17 protein-coding genes are annotated in these 16,971 nt (G+C 69.9%); 15 read left to right on the top strand and 2 right to left on the bottom strand.

Features of this window, described 5'->3' with window-relative positions:
* Positions 1–51 precede the first annotated feature (51 nt).
* The 5 genes from H4281_RS03530 to H4281_RS03550 all read left to right on the top strand — a co-directional run bounded on the left by H4281_RS03530 (position 52) and on the right by H4281_RS03550 (position 3,994).
* On the top strand, positions 52–273 hold the full coding sequence (locus H4281_RS03530; RefSeq protein WP_182889400.1) for a DUF6480 family protein: 222 nt from the start codon (positions 52–54) through the stop codon (positions 271–273).
* A gap of 91 nt (positions 274–364) precedes the next feature.
* Positions 365–895: a chloramphenicol phosphotransferase CPT gene (gene cpt, locus H4281_RS03535; protein ID WP_220506729.1), complete on the top strand. Its 531-nt coding sequence runs from the start codon at positions 365–367 to the stop codon at positions 893–895.
* Positions 896–985: 90 nt separating this feature from the next.
* Complete coding sequence (locus H4281_RS03540) at positions 986–2,416, top strand: MFS transporter (protein WP_312872044.1); 1,431 nt, start codon at positions 986–988, stop codon at positions 2,414–2,416.
* Positions 2,413–3,630 carry an AI-2E family transporter gene (locus H4281_RS03545; protein WP_182889402.1) on the top strand — a complete coding sequence of 406 codons (1,218 nt, stop codon included), beginning with the start codon at positions 2,413–2,415 and terminating at the stop codon, positions 3,628–3,630. Before H4281_RS03540 ends, H4281_RS03545 begins: the two co-directional genes overlap by 4 nt.
* Before the next feature lie 106 nt (positions 3,631–3,736).
* Positions 3,737–3,994 (top strand): hypothetical protein, encoded by a 258-nt coding sequence (locus H4281_RS03550; protein ID WP_237599725.1) that lies wholly within the window; start codon positions 3,737–3,739, stop codon positions 3,992–3,994.
* Here the strand turns inward: H4281_RS03550 and H4281_RS03555 are convergent.
* A complete protein-coding gene (locus H4281_RS03555) occupies positions 3,991–4,749 on the bottom strand; it encodes an IclR family transcriptional regulator (protein ID WP_182889404.1) in 759 nt (252 codons plus the stop codon). The two genes, H4281_RS03550 and H4281_RS03555, sit on opposite strands and share 4 nt — an antisense overlap.
* Positions 4,750–4,814: 65 nt before the next feature.
* Here H4281_RS03555 and H4281_RS03560 point away from each other — a divergent pair, with 65 nt between their 5' ends.
* The 4 genes from H4281_RS03560 to H4281_RS03575 are packed head-to-tail and all read left to right on the top strand — an operon-like array spanning position 4,815 to position 8,622.
* Entirely contained in the window at positions 4,815–5,957 is a 1,143-nt protein-coding gene (locus tag H4281_RS03560) for a cupin domain-containing protein (protein WP_182889405.1), read from the top strand.
* On the top strand, positions 5,954–6,784 hold the full coding sequence (locus tag H4281_RS03565) for a fumarylacetoacetate hydrolase family protein (RefSeq protein WP_182889406.1): 831 nt from the start codon (positions 5,954–5,956) through the stop codon (positions 6,782–6,784). Before H4281_RS03560 ends, H4281_RS03565 begins: the two co-directional genes overlap by 4 nt.
* On the top strand, positions 6,784–7,386 hold the full coding sequence (locus H4281_RS03570; protein ID WP_182889407.1) for a maleylpyruvate isomerase family mycothiol-dependent enzyme: 603 nt from the start codon (positions 6,784–6,786) through the stop codon (positions 7,384–7,386). Before H4281_RS03565 ends, H4281_RS03570 begins: the two co-directional genes overlap by 1 nt.
* 9 nt (positions 7,387–7,395) lie before the next feature.
* Positions 7,396–8,622: an FAD-dependent oxidoreductase gene (locus tag H4281_RS03575; RefSeq protein WP_182889408.1), complete on the top strand. Its 1,227-nt coding sequence runs from the start codon at positions 7,396–7,398 to the stop codon at positions 8,620–8,622.
* A gap of 45 nt (positions 8,623–8,667) precedes the next feature.
* Here H4281_RS03575 and H4281_RS03580 read toward each other — a convergent pair whose 3' ends face one another.
* The gene (locus tag H4281_RS03580; protein ID WP_182889409.1) at positions 8,668–9,459 is read right to left on the bottom strand and encodes an IclR family transcriptional regulator; all 792 of its coding nucleotides are present in this window, start codon (positions 9,457–9,459) and stop codon (positions 8,668–8,670) included.
* A gap of 183 nt (positions 9,460–9,642) precedes the next feature.
* Between H4281_RS03580 and H4281_RS03585 the strand changes: the two genes are divergently transcribed.
* Genes H4281_RS03585 through H4281_RS03610 form a run of 6 tightly spaced genes read left to right on the top strand, consistent with a single transcriptional unit; the run spans position 9,643 to position 16,952 of the window.
* Positions 9,643–11,124 carry an aldehyde dehydrogenase family protein gene (locus H4281_RS03585; RefSeq protein WP_182889410.1) on the top strand — a complete coding sequence of 494 codons (1,482 nt, stop codon included), beginning with the start codon at positions 9,643–9,645 and terminating at the stop codon, positions 11,122–11,124.
* A gap of 24 nt (positions 11,125–11,148) precedes the next feature.
* Positions 11,149–13,260, top strand: coding sequence for a hydantoinase/oxoprolinase family protein (locus tag H4281_RS03590; RefSeq protein WP_182889411.1), 2,112 nt, complete (start codon positions 11,149–11,151; stop codon positions 13,258–13,260).
* Positions 13,260–15,233: a hydantoinase B/oxoprolinase family protein gene (locus H4281_RS03595; protein WP_182889412.1), complete on the top strand. Its 1,974-nt coding sequence runs from the start codon at positions 13,260–13,262 to the stop codon at positions 15,231–15,233. The genes H4281_RS03590 and H4281_RS03595 overlap by 1 nt, the downstream gene beginning before the upstream one ends.
* Complete coding sequence (locus H4281_RS45415; RefSeq protein WP_182889413.1) at positions 15,230–15,514, top strand: acetone carboxylase subunit gamma; 285 nt, start codon at positions 15,230–15,232, stop codon at positions 15,512–15,514. The genes H4281_RS03595 and H4281_RS45415 overlap by 4 nt, the downstream gene beginning before the upstream one ends.
* Entirely contained in the window at positions 15,511–16,272 is a 762-nt protein-coding gene (locus H4281_RS03605; protein WP_182889414.1) for an SDR family NAD(P)-dependent oxidoreductase, read from the top strand. The genes H4281_RS45415 and H4281_RS03605 overlap by 4 nt, the downstream gene beginning before the upstream one ends.
* A complete protein-coding gene (locus H4281_RS03610; RefSeq protein ID WP_182889415.1) occupies positions 16,269–16,952 on the top strand; it encodes a class II aldolase/adducin family protein in 684 nt (227 codons plus the stop codon). Before H4281_RS03605 ends, H4281_RS03610 begins: the two co-directional genes overlap by 4 nt.
* Positions 16,953–16,971 lie beyond the last annotated feature (19 nt).

The raw sequence follows: 16,971 nt of genomic DNA on the forward strand, positions 1-16,971 counted from the left end.
TCTGAGGCGGAAATCCCGCCAGTGACCGCACCGACGACGAGGAGACCGGACATGACCGCACCCGGGCCCGAACCGGACGACGCGCCGGGTCTCGAACCCGGCGGTTCCGTGCCGCCCGGCGACACCCCGCCCGACGCCGGGCAGACTTCGGGACTCTCGCATCCGCAACCGATGCCGTCGCGCAAACTGCCTGTTCTCTGGCTCGTCGTGGTCGCGATCATCGTGCTCGGAGTGGCCGCGTTCTTCGTGCTCCGCGCCGTCGACTGGTTCTGACGAGCAAGGTTCGCAGGCCTCAGGCAAGCGGCGCGGCGTTCGCGGAAATCCGTTTCAAGCGGTGCCGCGGTGGCTTTACCGTGGCGTGGTGATGACGCAGGTGATCCTTCTCAACGGTGGTTCCAGTTCGGGGAAGTCCGGGATCGTCCGGTGTCTGCAGGCACTCCTGCCTGATCCGTGGCTGGCCTTCGGGACGGATACCTTCGTTGAGGCGATGCCCGCGTCCGTGCGGGCGTCGAACGCCGGGATCGAATTCGCTCCGGACGGACAGGTGAGCGTCGGGCCGGAGTTCCGGACGCTGGAAGCGGCATGGATCGAGGGGGTCGCCGCGATGGCCCGCGCGGGTGCCCGGGTCATCGTCGACGAGGTCTTCCTCGGCGGAACGGACTCGCGGAAGCGATGGCAGAAGGCCCTTGGCGACCTGCGGGTGCTGTGGGTCGGCGTCCGCTGCGACAGCGCGGTTGCCGCGGGCCGCGAGATCGCACGAGGTGACCGGGTCGTCGGCATGGCGGCGGCCCAGGCGGAGGTGGTCCACCGGGGCATGGTCTATGACCTGGAGGTGGACACCACGCGTACCGAATCGTTGGAGTGCGCGCGGACCATCGCCGCACACGTCAGCTGATCGGTGACCCGGCGAACTTCCGGCGAGCGCGACCGACCGAGCCGTTTGCGAGTGATCTCCGCCGGGAATTCGCGCCACGAGGTGATCGACGTGGTGCGAACCGATGTGCCGGCGCGGATGGATCGGCTGCCCTGGTCTTCGTGGCATTGGCTGATGCTCGTCGGGCTGGGCACGGTATGGATCCTCGACGGGCTCGAGGTGACCATCGTCAGTGCCCTGTCGGATCGGCTGACTGAACCGGGCAGCGGGCTGGTCCTGTCCGAAACCCAGGTCGGGCTCGCGACCTCGTGCTACGTCACCGGCGCGGTCTGCGGTTCGCTGTTCTTCGGTTACCTGACCGACCGCTGGGGCCGGAAACGCCTGTTCCTGCTGACCCTCGCGCTCTACCTGCTCGCCACCGTCCTGACCGCGTTTTCCTTTGCCCCATGGTGGTTTTTCGTCATGCGGTTCCTCACCGGCGCGGGCATCGGCGGCGAGTACGCGGCGATCAACTCCGCGATCGACGAGCTCGTGCCTGCCCGTTGGCGCGCGACGGTCAGTCTCGCGGTCAACGGCTCGTACTGGTTCGGCGCGGCCGGCGGTGCGGCGCTCAGCCTGGTTCTGCTCGACGTCGGCTTGATCCCGGCGTGGCTGGGCTGGCGGCTGGCGTTCGGGCTGGGCGCGGTGCTCGGCCTGTTCATCCTGATCGTCCGCCGCACCGTCCCGGAAAGTCCGCGCTGGTTGTTCACGCACGGCCGAGCCGAAGAAGCGGACCGAGTGGTCACCGGGATCGAAGAGCACGTCCGCGAAGCGACCGGGGAACAGCTCGAACCGGTCGACGACACCATCGAGGTCGAGGAACGCACGCGCACCAGCCTGACCGAAGTCGCGGTGACCCTCGTGCGCAGCTACCCGAGACGGACGCTGCTCGGGCTCGCCCTCTTCGTCGGGCAGGCGTTCCTGTACAACGCCGTCTACTTCACCCAGGGTCTGGTGCTGAGCCGGTTCTTCGGCGTTTCCAGCGGATCCGTCGGGCTCTACCTGGTACCGCTCGCAGCGGGCAGTTTCGTCGGGCCGCTGGTTCTCGCGCGGTTTTTCGACTCGATCGGCCGCCGTCCGATGATCATCACCAGCTACCTCGGCTCAGGCGTGCTGCTCGTCGGGACGGGGCTGCTGTTCCAAGCCGGCGTGCTGTCCGCGCTCACCCTGACGATCGCCTGGTGCGCGGTGTTTTTCCTGGCTTCGGCCGGTGCCAGCTCGGCGTATCTCACGGTGTCGGAGATCTTCCCGCTGGAGGTGCGCGCGCTGGCGATCGCGATCTTCTACTCCGTCGGCACCGGGCTCGGCGGGATCATCGGGCCGGTGCTGTTCGGCAGCCTGGTCGAAAGCGGCGTCGTGGCGAACGTGGCCTTCGGCTACTACCTGGGCGCGGGCATGATGATCGCTGGCGGCCTGGCCGAGGCGGTGCTGGGGATCCGGGCTGAGCGGCGTTCGCTCGAATCGGTCGCCGAACCGTTGTCGGCCAAGGCAGCGACCGGATGACCGCCCCGGGCCGCAAGATCGCGGGAGCGAACCGCCATCGACGCCGGGACGCTGCCGACGCGGTGCCGTGGTCGCTTCGGGTCGCGGCGGCAGCGAGCTGGCGGTTCCTGGTCGTCCTGACGATGCTCGGGGTCGTCGCGTGGACGCTCGGCTATCTCGCGCAGGTCACTGTCCCGATCGGGATCGCCCTGCTCCTGTCGGCGTTGTTCGCGCCGCTGGTCGAGCGGCTGGTGCGCTGGCACGTGCCCCGCGCGCTGGCGACGCTCATCGCGATCGTCGTCGGGCTTGCCGTCCTCGGCGGGGTTCTCGCGCTGGTGATCACCACGGTCACCGCGAGCCTTCCGCAGCTGGGCAGCCAGGTCGGAGCGAGCCTCGCGCGCATCAACAACTGGCTGCAGCACGGACCGCTGCACCTGCCGCAGGTGCAGCAGCTCCTCGACAAGGCGGTCAACACGATCCAGGGCAACACCGCCGAACTCACCTCGCGGGTGCTCTCCACCGCGGCGACCGTCGGCGGCGTGCTGACCGAGATGCTGCTGACGTTGTTCGTGCTCGTTTTCTTTTTGTACAGCGGCAATCAGGTCTGGCGCTTCCTGCTGCGGATCGTGCCCGCCTCCTCCCGCGACGAGATCGACGTCGCCGGGCGCCGCGGATTCGCCTCGCTGGTCAGCTACGTGCGCGCGACCGTCGCGGTGGCCTGTGTGGACGCGGTCTGCATCGGACTCGGCATCTGGCTGGTCGGGGTCCCGCTCGCGGTGCCGCTGGCGGCGCTGATCTTCATCGGGGCGTTCGTGCCGATCCTCGGCGCAGTGGTGACCGGCGCGGTCGCCGTGCTGATCGCACTGGTCGCCAACGGATTCGTCGCGGCGGGCATCGTGCTCGCGGTCGTCGTCGCGGTGATGCAGCTGGAAAGCCATGTGCTGCAGCCGTTCCTGCTCGGCCGCGCGGTCCGGCTGCATCCGCTGGCCGTGGTGCTGGGCATCGCGCTCGGCCTGGAGGTCGCCGGGATCGTCGGGGCCCTGCTCGCGGTGCCGATCCTGGCCGTCGCGAAAGCCGCGTTCGGGTCGTTGCTGCGCGACCCGCGGCTGGATCCGGTCGACATCGACCCACTGCTGCCCGCCAACGCCCGCACCGCCGGACGATCAAGGGTTTCGGCCGTGCGGAGGCGGGTAACCGCACGTCGGAGGGACTCTGATGACGAGCTTGATCACTGACAACGCCGATGGCGCAGCACCGCGAAGGGGACCGCTCGAACGCGGGTTTCCGCTACCCCGGCCGGCACCGCCGACGGTTTCCGCGACGCTGCACAGGCTTTCCTCGATGGCGTCCTTGCGCGCGTGGGAACAACGCTCGACTCCCGCGTTGATGCACCAAGCGATCCTGGACGGCGTGAACGCGCGCCATGCTGCCGAAGCGGCTCACCTGAGCGTCGAGGAAGCACACGTGCGGTGGGGCGATTGGGCGGCGAAACGGCTGGCCCCGCAGCATCCCGGGGTCGCGGCGGAACTGCCGGTGCAGCAATTCCTCAGCGTGCACGCCGCTTTCGCAGCGGCACTCGCCGGAGAAGACCGGCGTTAACCGCGCAGGTCCGCCTCAAGCGCGGCCGCGGTCGCGCGCAGCGACGCCACTAGTCTCGGCAGCTGGTCTTTCCGGTAGCGCACACTCGGCATCGACACCGACAACCCGGCGACGACCACCCCGTCCGCTCCGTGCACCGGCACGCCGACGGCGGCCACTCCCCGTTCCGACCGGCCCTGGTTGAGCGCGAAACCGCTGCGCCGCACCCGAGCCAGCTCAGCCCGCAATTCCGCCGGATCCGGCCGCTCCCCGGGCTTGTCGGCCGCATACAGTTCCGCCACCTGTTCCGGTGGCAGTTCGGCGAGCAGCAGCAGGCCGGCCGTCGTCTGATGCGCCGGGAAAACCATCCCTTCGCGTGAACCTACCCGCAATGCCTGCGAGCATTCGACGCTCGCGATGAACCGGGCGGTGTCCCCGGTCCGGACGGTCAGGTTCACCGACTCGTCCAGCAGGTCCACCAGCCGCCGCAGGTGCGGAAGCGCCGCCGCGCGCAGCTTCGACGCGGCCGACTGCGAATGCGCGGCGAGCTCCAGCACCGGACCGACCCGGTAGGCGCGGTTGGCGTCCTGAACGGCGAAGTCGCGGTAGACGAGCATCGCGAGCAGCCGGTGCGCGGTCGAGGGCGCGACGCCGATCCGCTCGGCCACCTCGGAGACCGTCAACGGGCCTTCGAGCTGCAGCATCGCCGCGATCCGCAGGGCGTTGTCGACGCTGGCCACCGCGTACGGCGGCGGGGCCTTGAACCGTTTCTCCATCGGGCTGCCTTTCCGCACACCAGAATCCCGTTTTCCGCAGACCGGGACGCGCCCACCATAACCCCATGACCAGCACTCCAGCGCGAACTCCCGTTCAGCTCGCCGCGGTCGACGCTCCGGGCCAGCCCGCGGTCACGCCCGCCCTGCGGAACCTTTACCGCGGCTTCGAACAGGAGCTGCTCGTTCCGTTGTGGACGGAGATCGGGGACCTGATGCCCGCGCATCCGCGCTCGCGCGCGTCGGCGCACCGATGGCAGTGGGCGAACCTGCTCCGGCTCGCCGAGCAGGCGGGCGAGATCGTGCCGGTCGGGCGCGGCGGGGAACGACGGGCCATCGCGCTCGCCAACCCCGGGCTCGGCGGCCGTCCGTTCGCGACCCCGACGCTGTGGGCGGCGATCCAGTACCTGATGCCCGGCGAGGACGCGCCCGAGCACCGGCACACGCAGAACGCGTTCCGGTTCGTCGTCGAAGGCTCGGGCGTGTGGACGGTCGTCGGCGGCGACGCGGTCGCGATGCGCCGCGGCGATTTTCTGCCGCAGGCGGGCTGGAACTGGCACGCGCACCACAACGCCACCCGCGAGCCGATGGCCTGGCTCGACGGCCTCGACATCCCGTTCCAGTACGGCATCGACGCGCAGTTCTTCGAGTTCGGCCGCGAACAGCTCAGCGCCGACGAGCGGATCACGCCCGAGCGGTCCCGTTCGGAACGCCTGTGGGCGCATCCGGGTCTGCGGCCGCTGTCCGTCGGCACTGTCGCGCCGGGTTCGCCGTTGCTGGCGTACAAGTGGGAGCACACCGACGCCGCCCTCCGCGACCAGCTGCAACTGGAGAAAGAAGGGTACGGCGGGACGGTCGAGCCGGGTCACGCGGCCGTCCGGTTCTCCAATCCGCACAACGGTTCCGACGTGCTGCCGACCATCCGCGCCGAGTTCCACCGCGTGGCCCGGGGCACCGAGACCGCACCGGTGCGCGAGACCGGCTCGTCGGTCTGCCAGGTGTTCGACGGCTCCGGCACGGTGACCGTCGGCGACACGTCGTGGGCGGTTTCGCGCGGGGACCTGTTCGTCGTCCCGTCGTGGCAGCCGTTCTCCGTGAAGTCGGAGTCCGGTGCCGCGGATTCCGACTCCGGTGCCCTTGACCTGTTCCGTTTCTCGGACGCGCCCGTGTTCGAGGCGCTCCACCTCGACCGTCAGGAGACCCTCCGATGAAGCTCGTCACCCTCCGCGTCGACGGCGGCACGCGCGCCGTCCGCCTCGACGGCGATGTCCTGGTCGACCTCGGCTCCCCCGACCTCGGCGCGCTCTTCGCCCAGGACGGCTGGGAAGCGCGCGCCGCCGAGGCGGCCGGCCAGACCTGGCCCGCCGAGGGCGCGGACCTCGCCCCGGTCGTGCCCCGTCCGTCCAAAGTGGTCTGCGTCGGGCACAACTACACCAACCACATCAAGGAAATGGGCCGCGAGCTGCCTTCGCACCCAACGCTGTTCCCGAAGTTCGCGGACACCCTGACCGGCCCGGCCGACCCGATCGTGAAGCCGGCCGAGACCGACGCGCTCGACTGGGAGGTCGAACTCGTCGTCGTGGTCGGCAAGCCCGTCCGGCGGGCCAGCGAGGACGAGGCTGTTGCGGCGATCGCCGGGTTCACCGTCATGAACGACGTCTCGGTCCGCGACTGGCAGTTCCGCACCATCGAGTGGACTCAGGGCAAGATCTGGCAGTCCTCGACCCCGGTCGGCCCGTACGTCGTCACGCCGGACGAGGTCGGCGGCGTCCGGCCCGCGCTCGAGGTGAAGACCACTGTGGACGGTCGCGTCATGCAGCAGGACGACACCGGCACGCTGCTGTTCGACCCGGTGTACCTGGTGCAGTACATCTCCACCATCGTCCAGCTCAACCCCGGCGACCTGATCGCGACCGGCACGCCCGCCGGGGTCGGCCACGCCCGCGATCCGAAGGTCTACCTGACCGGCGGCGAAACCGTCGTCACCGAGGTGGCCGGGATCGGTGCGTGCGTGAACCAGATCGTGAAGGAATCCTGATGGCGCCCGGCGACGCACGGAACTGGGTCTCGTTCGGGACCGAGCTTTTCCTGACCCACGCGAAAGAACTGTCCGGACCGAGCGCGCTGCCCGGCTGGACCCGCAAGCACCTCGCGGCGCACGTCGCGGCGAACGCGGACGCCCTCGGCAACCTCGTGCACTGGGCGCGGACCGGCGAACGCACCCCGATGTACGCGTCGCCGGATCAGCGGAACGCCGATATCGAAGCGGGCTCGCAGCTGTCCGAAGCCGAGCTCACCTCGCGGCTGCGGGATTCGGCGGGCTCGCTGGACTCCGCGATGGCCGCGCTGGCTCCGGAGCAGTGGCGGGCCGAGGTGGTCACCGCGCAGGGCCGGACGGTTGCCGCCACCGAGATCCCGTGGCTGCGGGCGCGCGAGGTGTGCGTGCACGCGGTCGACCTCGGCACCGGACTGTCGTTCGCTGACCTGCCGGAAGGGTTCCTGTCCGCGCTCGTCGCCGAAATCCGGGCCAAACGCGGTCTCGGCACGCTGCCGGACGGTCCGCTGCCCGACGTCGCGGCGTACCTGGCCGGACGGCCGCATTCGCTGACCGGGGTCCCCGACCTCGGCCCCTGGCTGTGAGGAGATCCCATGGACACCCCTGACGTGCTCGTCGTCGGCGGCGGGATCGGCGGGCTGAGCACCGCGTTCGCGCTGTCCCGGCTCGGCCTGCGGGTCCGGGTCCTGGACCAGGCGAAGGAATTCGGCGAGGTCGGGGCCGGCATCCAGCTCGCACCCAACTGCACCCGGATCCTCGACGCCTACGGCCTGCTGGACAGCGCGAAGGCGCGCGGCGTCGTCCCGGACCGGATGGTCATGCGCGACGCCGTCGACGGCCGCGATCTCACCGCGCTCGACCTGCGCGACCTCGAACGGCGCTACGGTTTCCCGTACCTGGTCATCCACCGCAGCGACCTGCACCGGCTGTTCCTCGGCGCCTGCCGCGACGCGGGCGTCGAACTCCGCACCGAGCAACGGATCGTGTCGTACACACCGGACCCCGCGACCGCGGTGACCGACGACGGCACCGTGCACACCGCGCCAGTCGTGATCGCCGCCGACGGCCTGCACTCGGTCGCCCGGAAGCATTTCGCGGACGACCAGCCGGTCTCGTCGGCCTACGTGGCCTACCGCGGCACCGTGCCGATCGCCGAGGTCGGCCGTCCGGTCGATCTGTCCGAGGTCGTGGTTTATGTCGGCCCGCGGTGCCACTTTGTCCACTATGGACTCCGCGGTGGCGATCTGCTCAATCAGGTAGCCGTTTTCGAGTCGCCGAAGGCCGTGGCCGGCCTGGACGACTGGGGCACGCCGGACGAATTGGACACCGCCTTCGCCGCGACCTGCGAAGAGGTGCAGGCCGGGATCCCGCGGATGTGGCGGGACAAGTGGTGGCGGATGTACGACCGCGACCCGATCTCCACGTGGGTCGACGGCCGCCTCGCCCTGCTCGGCGACGCCGCGCACCCGCCGCTGCAGTATCTGGCGCAGGGCGCGATCATGGCCATCGAGGACGGTTGGGTCCTGGCCGAACACCGGAAACGATGGGGAGATTGGGACAGGGCGCTCGCCGCGTACGAGGCGGTCCGCACGGAACACTGCCGCCGAGTCGTGCTGACCGCCCGGTCCTGGGGAAACCTGTGGCATCTGGGCGGTGTCGAGCGCGAGCAACGCAACACCCTGCTGCGCGCCCGTGCGACGGAGGACTATTCGTTCACCGACTGGCTGTACGGTCCGACGGCCTTGTTCCCGGAGGACGAACCGGCGATGTTCGAGCCGGTCCCGCTGTCCACAGCGGACGATCTGACTGCCACCCGATAACCCGAAACCGGCGGTGAACAACCCGTTCACCGCCGGTTTTCTTGATCAGACCAGTTTCTCCGCAAGCCGCCGGCAGCCCTCCACCAGCGCGACCGCGTGGTCGTCCCGCTGGGCTTTCGTCATCCGGCCGGTCGGCGCGGCGACGCTCAGCCCGCCCAGCAGCGGACCGTCGGGCCGGGCGACCGCGCAGCCGATCGAGCTGACGCCGTCCTCGCTTTCGCCCGCGTTGAGCGCGTAACCCCGCCGCCGGATGCGTTCGATCTCCGCCAGCAGCGTGCTGCGGCTCGTCATGGTCTTCGTGGTGACCTGGCCGAGGACCTCGTCCGGGTAGCGTTGCGCGATCTGGTCGTCGGGCAGGCGGGCGAGCATCGCCTTGCCCAGGCTCGTCGCGTGCGCGGGAAGGGTGCGGCCGACGCGGCCGGACACCCGCAGCGCCCGGTCGCTCTCGATCACGTCCAGGAAGCGCACCTGGTTGCCTTCCAGGGAACCGAGGTGCACGGTTTCGCCGGTGGTTTCGGACAGCCATTGCAGCACCGGCCGCGCGACCGCGCGCAGGTCCATCTGGTTCACCACGGACAGTCCGATCTCGACCAGCGCGGGCCCGGCGCGGTAGACGCGGCTGGCCGGGTCCTGGTCGACGAACCCGTGGTGGACGAGCATCGCCATCAGCCGGTGCGCGGTCGACTGGCCCACGCCCAGCGCGTCCCGGGCGTCGGACAGCCGAAGCTCCCTCGTGGCGCTGAACATCCGCAGCAGCCGCAGCGCACGGTCCACGGATTCGATCGGGTACTGGGGAGCGGGCCGCGCGGGACCGGCTTCGGCAGCGGATGTCTGCATAGCAGACATGGTATCTGGACCAGGGTGTTCGCGGGCTCTTTCCAGGACAAGAGTTGGCAAAGTTTCTTGAGAACAGAATTGGAGTCTGCAAGCTAGACTTCGAGCCGGGTCGCGGGGTTAGCATGAGCCGACGGCACGCGGGGCTCCAGGTCCCCGCGGGACTCAGGAAGCGCAGGAGCGACGATGCTCGAAGCACATTCCGGCCCGGAAATCCCGACCCGGGTCGCCGAACTTCTCGACCGCGAGTGGCGCCTGCTCATCGACGGCAAACTCGTCCCGGCGCGGTCCGGCGCCGCCTTCTCCCGGGTGTCGCCTTACACCGGCACGGTGATCGCCGAGGTTCCCGACGCCGGACCCGACGACGTCGACGAGGCAGTGCGCGCCGCGAACGACGCGAGGGCGGTCTGGCGGGACACCCTGCCCGTCGAGCGGGCGAAGCTGGTCGCGGAACTGGCTGACGCGATCGAGAGCCACGGCGAAGAGCTGGCCCTGCTCGACACCGTGGACGCCGGCTCGCCGATCTCGAACTCGCGCGTCGACGTCGGCGTGACGGTGGCGCAGCTGCGCATGTTCGCCGGGCAAGCGCTGGAACTCAAAGGCACCACGGTGCCCGCCAGCACCGCACTGCACGTGACCACGCGCGAACCGGTCGGCGTGGTGGCGCGGATCGTGCCCTACAACCATCCGCTGATGTTCGCGGGCAAGGTCGCCGCGCCGCTGGTCGCGGGCAATCCGACGATCCTGAAGCCGCCGGAGGCCGCGCCGCTGTCCGCGCTGCGCCTGGCCGAACTGGCGAAGGACATCTTCCCGCCCGGTGTGCTGTCGGTGATCGTCGGCGACGGACCGGCGGTGCCGGACGCGCTGGTGCGGCACCGCCACGTGCGGCGGATCGGGTTCATCGGGTCCGAACCGACCGGACGCGCCATCCAGCGCGCCGCGGCCGAGAGCGGCGTCAAGGACGTCAGCCTCGAACTCGGCGGCAAGAACGCGATGGTGGTGTTCCCCGACGCGGACCTCGAAGCCGCGGCCGCCGGAGCGGTGTTCGGCATGAACTTCACCTGGTCCGGGCAGTCCTGCGGATCGAACTCGCGGCTGCTCGTGCACCAGGACGTCCACGACGCGCTCGTCGCCCGCGTCGTCGAGTCGATCGAGGCGCGCCGGATCGGCGATCCGTTCGACGAGCGGACCGAACAGGGCACGATGATCAACCAGGCGCAGTACGAGAAGTCGTTGTCCTACATCGACATCGCGGTCTCCGAGGGCGCCCGGATCGCGACCGGCGGCGGTCGTCCGGCTGGCGTCGGCCACGGCTTGTTCGTGGCCCCGACGGTGTTCACCGGCGTGCGCCCGGACATGCGGATCGCCCGCGAGGAGGTGTTCGGGCCGCTGCTGTCGGTCATCCCGTTCGCCGACGAGCCGGAAGCGGTCCGCATCGCCAACAGCGTCGACTACGGGCTGACCGCGAGCGTCTGGACCTCCGACGTCACCCGCGCGCACCGCGTCGCCCGCGCGTTCGAGGCCGGGTTCGTCTGGATCAACGGCTCGTCCCGGCATTTCCCCAACGTGCCCTTCGGCGGCGTCAAGGGCTCCGGCGTCGGCCGCGAGGAAAGCCTCGAGGAACTGCTCAGCTACACCGAAACCAAATCCATCAACGTCATGTTCTGACGATCCGAAGGCAAAGGGGCCCTCATGGCGTACGTCATCGGCATCGACACCGGCGGAACGTTCACCGACGCGTTCGTCGCCGACCAGCACAACCGGCTCGCCGCGGCCAAAACCCCGTCCACTCCCCCGGATTTCGCGACCGGCTTCCTCACCGCGATCGACGAACTCGCCGCGGAACTCGGCATCCCGGTCCGCGAACTGCTCGCCAACACCGACTATCTCGTGCACGGCACCACCTCGACGCTCAACGCGCTCGTGACCGGGGACGTCGCGCAGGTCGGCTTCCTCACCACCCGAGGCCATGCGGACTCGATCAGCATCATGAACCTCGAAGGCCGCTACGCCGGTCTGGGCAGCGACGACATCCAGCACATGGCGCGGACCGCGAAACCCGCGTCGTTGGTGCCCCGGCACCGGATCCGCGAGATCGACGAACGCGTGGACTACCAGGGCCGCGTCGTCGTCCCGCTCGACGAAGACGGCGTCCGGACCGCAGTGCGCGACCTGCTCGCCGACGGTGCCGAAGCTATCGCGGTGTCGTTGCTGTGGTCGTTCCGCAATCCGGCGCACGAGCAGCGGGTGCGCGCGATCGTGCGGGAGGAAGCACCGGAGGTGTACGTGGCGCTGTCCAGCGAGGTCAGCCCGCGCATCCGGGAGTACCCGCGCAACGTCACGACGATCATGAACACCCAGGTCGGCCCGCGGCTGGGCAGCTATCTGCGGCCGCTCGAAGCCGAACTGCGGGAACGCGGGCTCACCGGCGCACTGCTGGTGATGCAGGGTTCCGGCGGCTGCGTCACCGCTGCGGACGCTCCGGCGCACGCGATCACCACCATCGGTTCGGTGCTCACCGGCGGCGTCGTCGGCTGCACGCGAATGGCCGCGTCACTGGGCCACGACAAGGTGATCTCGACCGACATGGGCGGCACGACGTTCCTGGTCGGGCTGGTCGTCGACGGCAAACCGGTGACCACCACCAGCACGATCCTCAACCAGTACACGATCAGCACGCCCATGGTCGACGTGCACACGATCGGGGCCGGCGGCGGCGCGATCGCCTGGGTCGACCTGGGCGGCAACCTCCGCGTCGGGCCGCGCAGCGCGGGCGCCCGCCCGGGCCCGGCCTGTTACGGCGAGGGCGGCTGGGAGCCGACGGTCACCGACGCGGATCTCGTCCTCGGCATCATCAACCCGGACAACTTCCTGGGCGGGCGCAAGAAACTGGACGTCCAGCTGTCGCGGGACGCCATCGACAAGGTGGTCGCGACCCCGCTCGGCATGTCCGTCGAGGACGCCGCGGCGGCGATCTACGCGATCCAGAACGCCCAGACCGCCGACCTCGTCCGCAAGGTCGTGGTGAACTCCGGCCAAGACCCGCGAGACTTCACGCTCTACGCGTTCGGCGGCGCGGGCCCGATGCACTGCGCGAGCTACTCGGCCGACCTCGGTGTCAAGGAGGTCGTGGTCCCGCTCGGGTCCACGGCAGCGGTCTTCTCCGCCTACGGCCTGGCCGCCTCGGACATCGTGCTGACCGCCGAACAGTCGCAGCCGGTCGCGATGCCGGTCGCGGCGGAGACCGCGAACGAGGTGTTCACCGGCCTGGAACGGGAACTGGAACGCCGGTTGGCCGAACAAGGCCTGACCTTCTCCGCGATCAGCTACGAACGCGAAGCCGACATCCGCTACACCATGCAACTCGCGGAAGTCGCCACTCCCGTACCGGGCGGCGAACTGTCCGACGAGTCGGTGGAGCAGCTCGGCCGAGACTTCGAAGCGAGCTACGAAGCGTTGTACGGCAAGGGATCCGGCTTCCCCGACGCCGGGCTGCAGCTGATCACCTACCGCGTCCGCGCGACCGGGATCCTGCAGATCCAGCCGGAACTGCCCGAACACGGCACCCTGCCCGGCAATCCCGCCACGAGCGGCGAACGGGAGGTCCTGCTCGACGTCCGCACCGGCCGCCAGCCCGCCGCGATCTACGACTACCGCGCACTCGGCGCGGGCCACGAGATCGAAGGCCCGGCCGTAGTCGAAGCGCCGACCACCACCGTCGCCCTGCCGCCGGGCACTCAGGCCACTGTGGACCGTCTCGGCAACCTCGTGATCCGTTTCCCCGAACGGAAGGAACACTCCTGATGGCTGTCATCCCCGTCGCCGGATCCGAGCGATTCGTCCAGTCCGGCGCTCCCCTCGACCCGGAAGCCCGGTTCGGCGACCTGAAACTGCACCGCGTCAGCTCCGGCGCCGTGGACGCGCTCACCTACGAGGTGGTCCGGCACCGGCTGGTCGCCATCACCGACGACATGGGCGACGCGATCAAGCGCATGTCCGGTTCGGTCGTCGTGACCGACTGCAACGACTTCGGCGCGGGCATCATGGACGAGACCGGCGAAACCGTCCAGGTCGGGCTGTACAACATGCAGCTCGGGTCCGCTTTGGACATGGCGGTGCGCTGGACGCTGGAGCACCGCGCCGAGAACCCGGGAATCGCGCCGGGCGACCAGTTCCTGCTCAATGACCCGTGGATCGGCGGCGGTCTGCACCAGAACGACGTCACCGTCCTCGCGCCGTTGTTCTACGACGGTCAGCTGTTCTGCTGGACCGGCGCGGTCGCGCACCAGGTCGACCTCGGCGGCGTGTCGCCGGGCAGTTGGTCGGTCGAGGGACACGACGTCTTCTGGGAGGCGCTGCCGATCCCGCCGGTGAAGATCGTCGAAGGCGGTCGGCTGCGCTCGGACATGGAGGACATGTACCTGCGGCGGTCCCGCGTGCCGCGGCTCGTCGGACTGGACCTGCGCGCCAAGATCGGCGCGAACAACGTCGCACAGGACCGGCTCACCGCGCTCATCGACAAGTACGGCCCGGACACCGTCAAGGCGGTGATGAAGAAGATGATGGGCGACGCGGAATCCCAGCTGCGCACGAAACTCCGCGCGCTGCCGGACGGAACGTGGTCGGCGGTCGCGCACCAGGACGGGGCGCGGGCGGGCGACCGGGACATCCACAAGATCGTGGTGGCGATGTCCAAACAGGACGACACGCTCACCTTCGATTTCACCGGCACCGACCCCCAGGTCGACGGGATCATCAACTGCACCCTCGCCGGATTGCGCGGCGGCATCCTGCCGATCCTGCTGACCATGCTGTGCCCGGACATCTCCTGGTCGCCCGGCGGGATCTACCGGTGCGTCGAGATCGTCAGCGAACCCGGGACGATCAACAACTGCACCTTCCCGGCGGGCATCGGGAAGGCGTCGGTCAACTCGGCCTGGTCCACGCAGAACGCGGTCTCCGAAACCGTCGCGCAGATGCTGAGCACGCACGCCGAACTGAGCCGGTCGGCGATGAGCGTCTGCTGCGGCACCTGGGACCTCACCTTGCTGGCCGGCGTGGACCAGCGCGGCGGCGGTTTCGCCACGATGCTGTGCGACGCGATGTCCGGCGGCCTCGGCGCGAAGGTGGACGGCGACGGCGTCGACACCGGCGGCGAGAACTGCATTCCGATGGGCCGCATCGCCGACATCGAGATCAACGAGTTCAGCTTCCCGATGCTCTACCTGTGGCGGCGCGAGGAGGTCGATTCCGGCGGACCGGGCCGGTGGCGCGGCGGCGTCGGAGCGTCGAGCTGCTTCATTCCCTACGACTCCCCCACGCGCAGCGTGCATCTCGTCGTCTCCGCGAACGGCAAGGCGGTGCCGCAGGCTCCCGGCATCTCGGGCGGCTATCCCGCGGCCACGCAATGGGACGTCCTCGTCCGCGACACCACCGTGCGCGACCAGCTCGCAAGCGGCCGGATCCCGCAGACGATCGACGACCTGCACGGCCGCGCGGACACCCTCCCGCCGCACCTGGAAACCGACCTCGCCGAAGCGGACGTCTACTTCACCCATTGGCAGGGCGGCGGCGGAATCGGCGATCCGCTGCACCGCGAACCCGACCGCGTCGCCGCCGATGTCCGCGACGGCAAGGTGTCCGCTCTCGCTGCGCTCGACGTTTACGGCGTCGTGCTGGCTGACGGCGAACCGGACCGCGCTGCCACCGCGGCACAACGCGAGCGGCTGCGGTACCAGCGCGCCGGGCTCACGCCGCCGGAAGGAGCGCACCAGTGAACCTCGACCTCAACCTCCGCGTGGACGAAGCCACCGGCGCGGTCGTCTGCCGCCACTGCGCGGCCCGGATCGGAGACACCACCGCCGAACCGATGGCGCACGCGCTGCGCCACGAACGCCCCTCGACCGAAGCCGGACCGGGCGTCCACGCCGACCCGGCCGCGTTCGTCGACCGGGAAGTCCTGTTGCGCCAGGCATTCTGCCCCGGCTGCCTGACTTTGCTGGCCACCGAGATCGTCCCGGACGGCGAACCCTCCTACCGAAGCTGGAGCCTCACATGACCCTCAACGGACTCGCCGGAAAGGTCGTCGTCGTGACCGGCGCGGCCCAAGGCATCGGCGCGGCTTACGCCCGCCGCCTGGTTTCCGAAGGCGCGACCGTGGCGCTCGCCGACCTCAACCTCGAAGGCGTCCAAGCCACCGCCGCGTCTTTCGACGGCCCTGGCAAAGCCAGCGCGTACGCACTCGACGTCTCCAGCCGCACCAGCTGCGCCGAGTTCGCCGCGGCATTGACCGAGGCGCACCGCCGGGTCGACGGCCTGGTCAACAACGCCGCGATCTTCTCCACCATCAAGATGAAACCGTTCTGGGAGATCACCGACGAGGAATGGGATCGCCTGATGGCGGTCAACCTCCGCGGTCCGTGGCTGCTCGTGTCGGCGCTGCTGCCGCTGCTGCAGGCTTCGCCGTCGGCCAGTGTCGTCAACATCGGCTCCGACGCGGTGCAGCTCGGCCGCCCCGGCTACCTGCATTACGTGGCCAGCAAGGGCGGCGTGCACGGCATGACGTTCTCGATGGCGCGGGAACTCGGCGAGTTCGGCATCCGGGTCAACACGCTGTCGCCGGGGCCGGTCTACACCGAAGTCGCGCGGGAAACCGTGACGCCGGAACAACGCGAGGCCATGCTGCGAGCCCAATCGCTGCACCGCCCGGCCGGGGCCGACGACATGACCGGACTGGCCGCGTTCCTGCTCAGCGACGACGCGGGCTACCTGACCGGCCAGACCCTCAGCGTCAACGGCGGGCTGGTGCACCGATGAGCACGCACCAGGAACTCGTCGCGCTGTCGTCCCGGATCCTGGCCGCCGCCGGACAAGGCGACCTCATCTGGGGCCACGTCTCGTGCCGTGACGCCGACGGGCGGGGCGTGTGGATCAAGTCGGCGGAATGGGGCATGGAGGAGGTAACGCCGGAGCGGGTCCACCTGGTCGACGCGGACGGCGAGGTCGTCTCCGGAACCGGGCCGCGGCACAGCGAATACCCGATCCACACCGAGGTCATCGCCGCACGGCCGGACGTCAACGCGGTGGTGCACACCCATGCCCCGCACGCCGTCGCCCTCGCCGCGACGGGACAGGAGCTGCGGCCGGTGAGCCACGCCGCGAACCTGTTCGTGCCGCCCGAGGTGCCGCGCTACACCGAGACCGCCGATTTGATCCTGACGCCGGAATTGGGCAAGTCCCTGGCGGCGGAACTCGGCGATGCCCGGGCAGTGTTCCTGGTGAACCACGGGATCGTCGCCGTCGGCGATTCGGTGGAAAGCGCGACCGTAGCCGCGGTGGTGCTGGAGCGGGCGTGCGAGCAGCAGTTGCTGACGCAGTCGTTCGGCGGGTGGCCTGCTTGGTCGCCGCCGGAGGAATCGCACGCGAAGCGCGAGCACATCTATCACCCGCGCGCGGTGCGGGCGGTGTGGGACTACTTGGTGCGGCAGCTGCCTTGAGGCGACGGGTGCGCTGTCC

Origin of the sequence: Amycolatopsis dendrobii (assembly GCF_014145675.1) — a bacterium.
GTDB classification, from domain to species: domain Bacteria; phylum Actinomycetota; class Actinomycetes; order Mycobacteriales; family Pseudonocardiaceae; genus Amycolatopsis; species Amycolatopsis dendrobii.

Coding starts and splice junctions, on each gene's coding strand:
- H4281_RS03530 (WP_182889400.1), top strand. CDS start 52: ATGACCGCACCCGGGCCCGAACCGGACGACGCGCCGGGTCTCGAACCC.
- cpt (WP_220506729.1), top strand. CDS start 365: ATGACGCAGGTGATCCTTCTCAACGGTGGTTCCAGTTCGGGGAAGTCC.
- H4281_RS03545 (WP_182889402.1), top strand. CDS start 2,413: ATGACCGCCCCGGGCCGCAAGATCGCGGGAGCGAACCGCCATCGACGC.
- H4281_RS03550 (WP_237599725.1), top strand. CDS start 3,737: ATGGCGTCCTTGCGCGCGTGGGAACAACGCTCGACTCCCGCGTTGATG.
- H4281_RS03555 (WP_182889404.1), bottom strand. CDS start 4,749: ATGGAGAAACGGTTCAAGGCCCCGCCGCCGTACGCGGTGGCCAGCGTC.
- H4281_RS03560 (WP_182889405.1), top strand. CDS start 4,815: ATGACCAGCACTCCAGCGCGAACTCCCGTTCAGCTCGCCGCGGTCGAC.
- H4281_RS03565 (WP_182889406.1), top strand. CDS start 5,954: ATGAAGCTCGTCACCCTCCGCGTCGACGGCGGCACGCGCGCCGTCCGC.
- H4281_RS03570 (WP_182889407.1), top strand. CDS start 6,784: ATGGCGCCCGGCGACGCACGGAACTGGGTCTCGTTCGGGACCGAGCTT.
- H4281_RS03575 (WP_182889408.1), top strand. CDS start 7,396: ATGGACACCCCTGACGTGCTCGTCGTCGGCGGCGGGATCGGCGGGCTG.
- H4281_RS03580 (WP_182889409.1), bottom strand. CDS start 9,459: ATGCAGACATCCGCTGCCGAAGCCGGTCCCGCGCGGCCCGCTCCCCAG.
- H4281_RS03585 (WP_182889410.1), top strand. CDS start 9,643: ATGCTCGAAGCACATTCCGGCCCGGAAATCCCGACCCGGGTCGCCGAA.
- H4281_RS03590 (WP_182889411.1), top strand. CDS start 11,149: ATGGCGTACGTCATCGGCATCGACACCGGCGGAACGTTCACCGACGCG.
- H4281_RS03595 (WP_182889412.1), top strand. CDS start 13,260: ATGGCTGTCATCCCCGTCGCCGGATCCGAGCGATTCGTCCAGTCCGGC.
- H4281_RS03605 (WP_182889414.1), top strand. CDS start 15,511: ATGACCCTCAACGGACTCGCCGGAAAGGTCGTCGTCGTGACCGGCGCG.
- H4281_RS03610 (WP_182889415.1), top strand. CDS start 16,269: ATGAGCACGCACCAGGAACTCGTCGCGCTGTCGTCCCGGATCCTGGCC.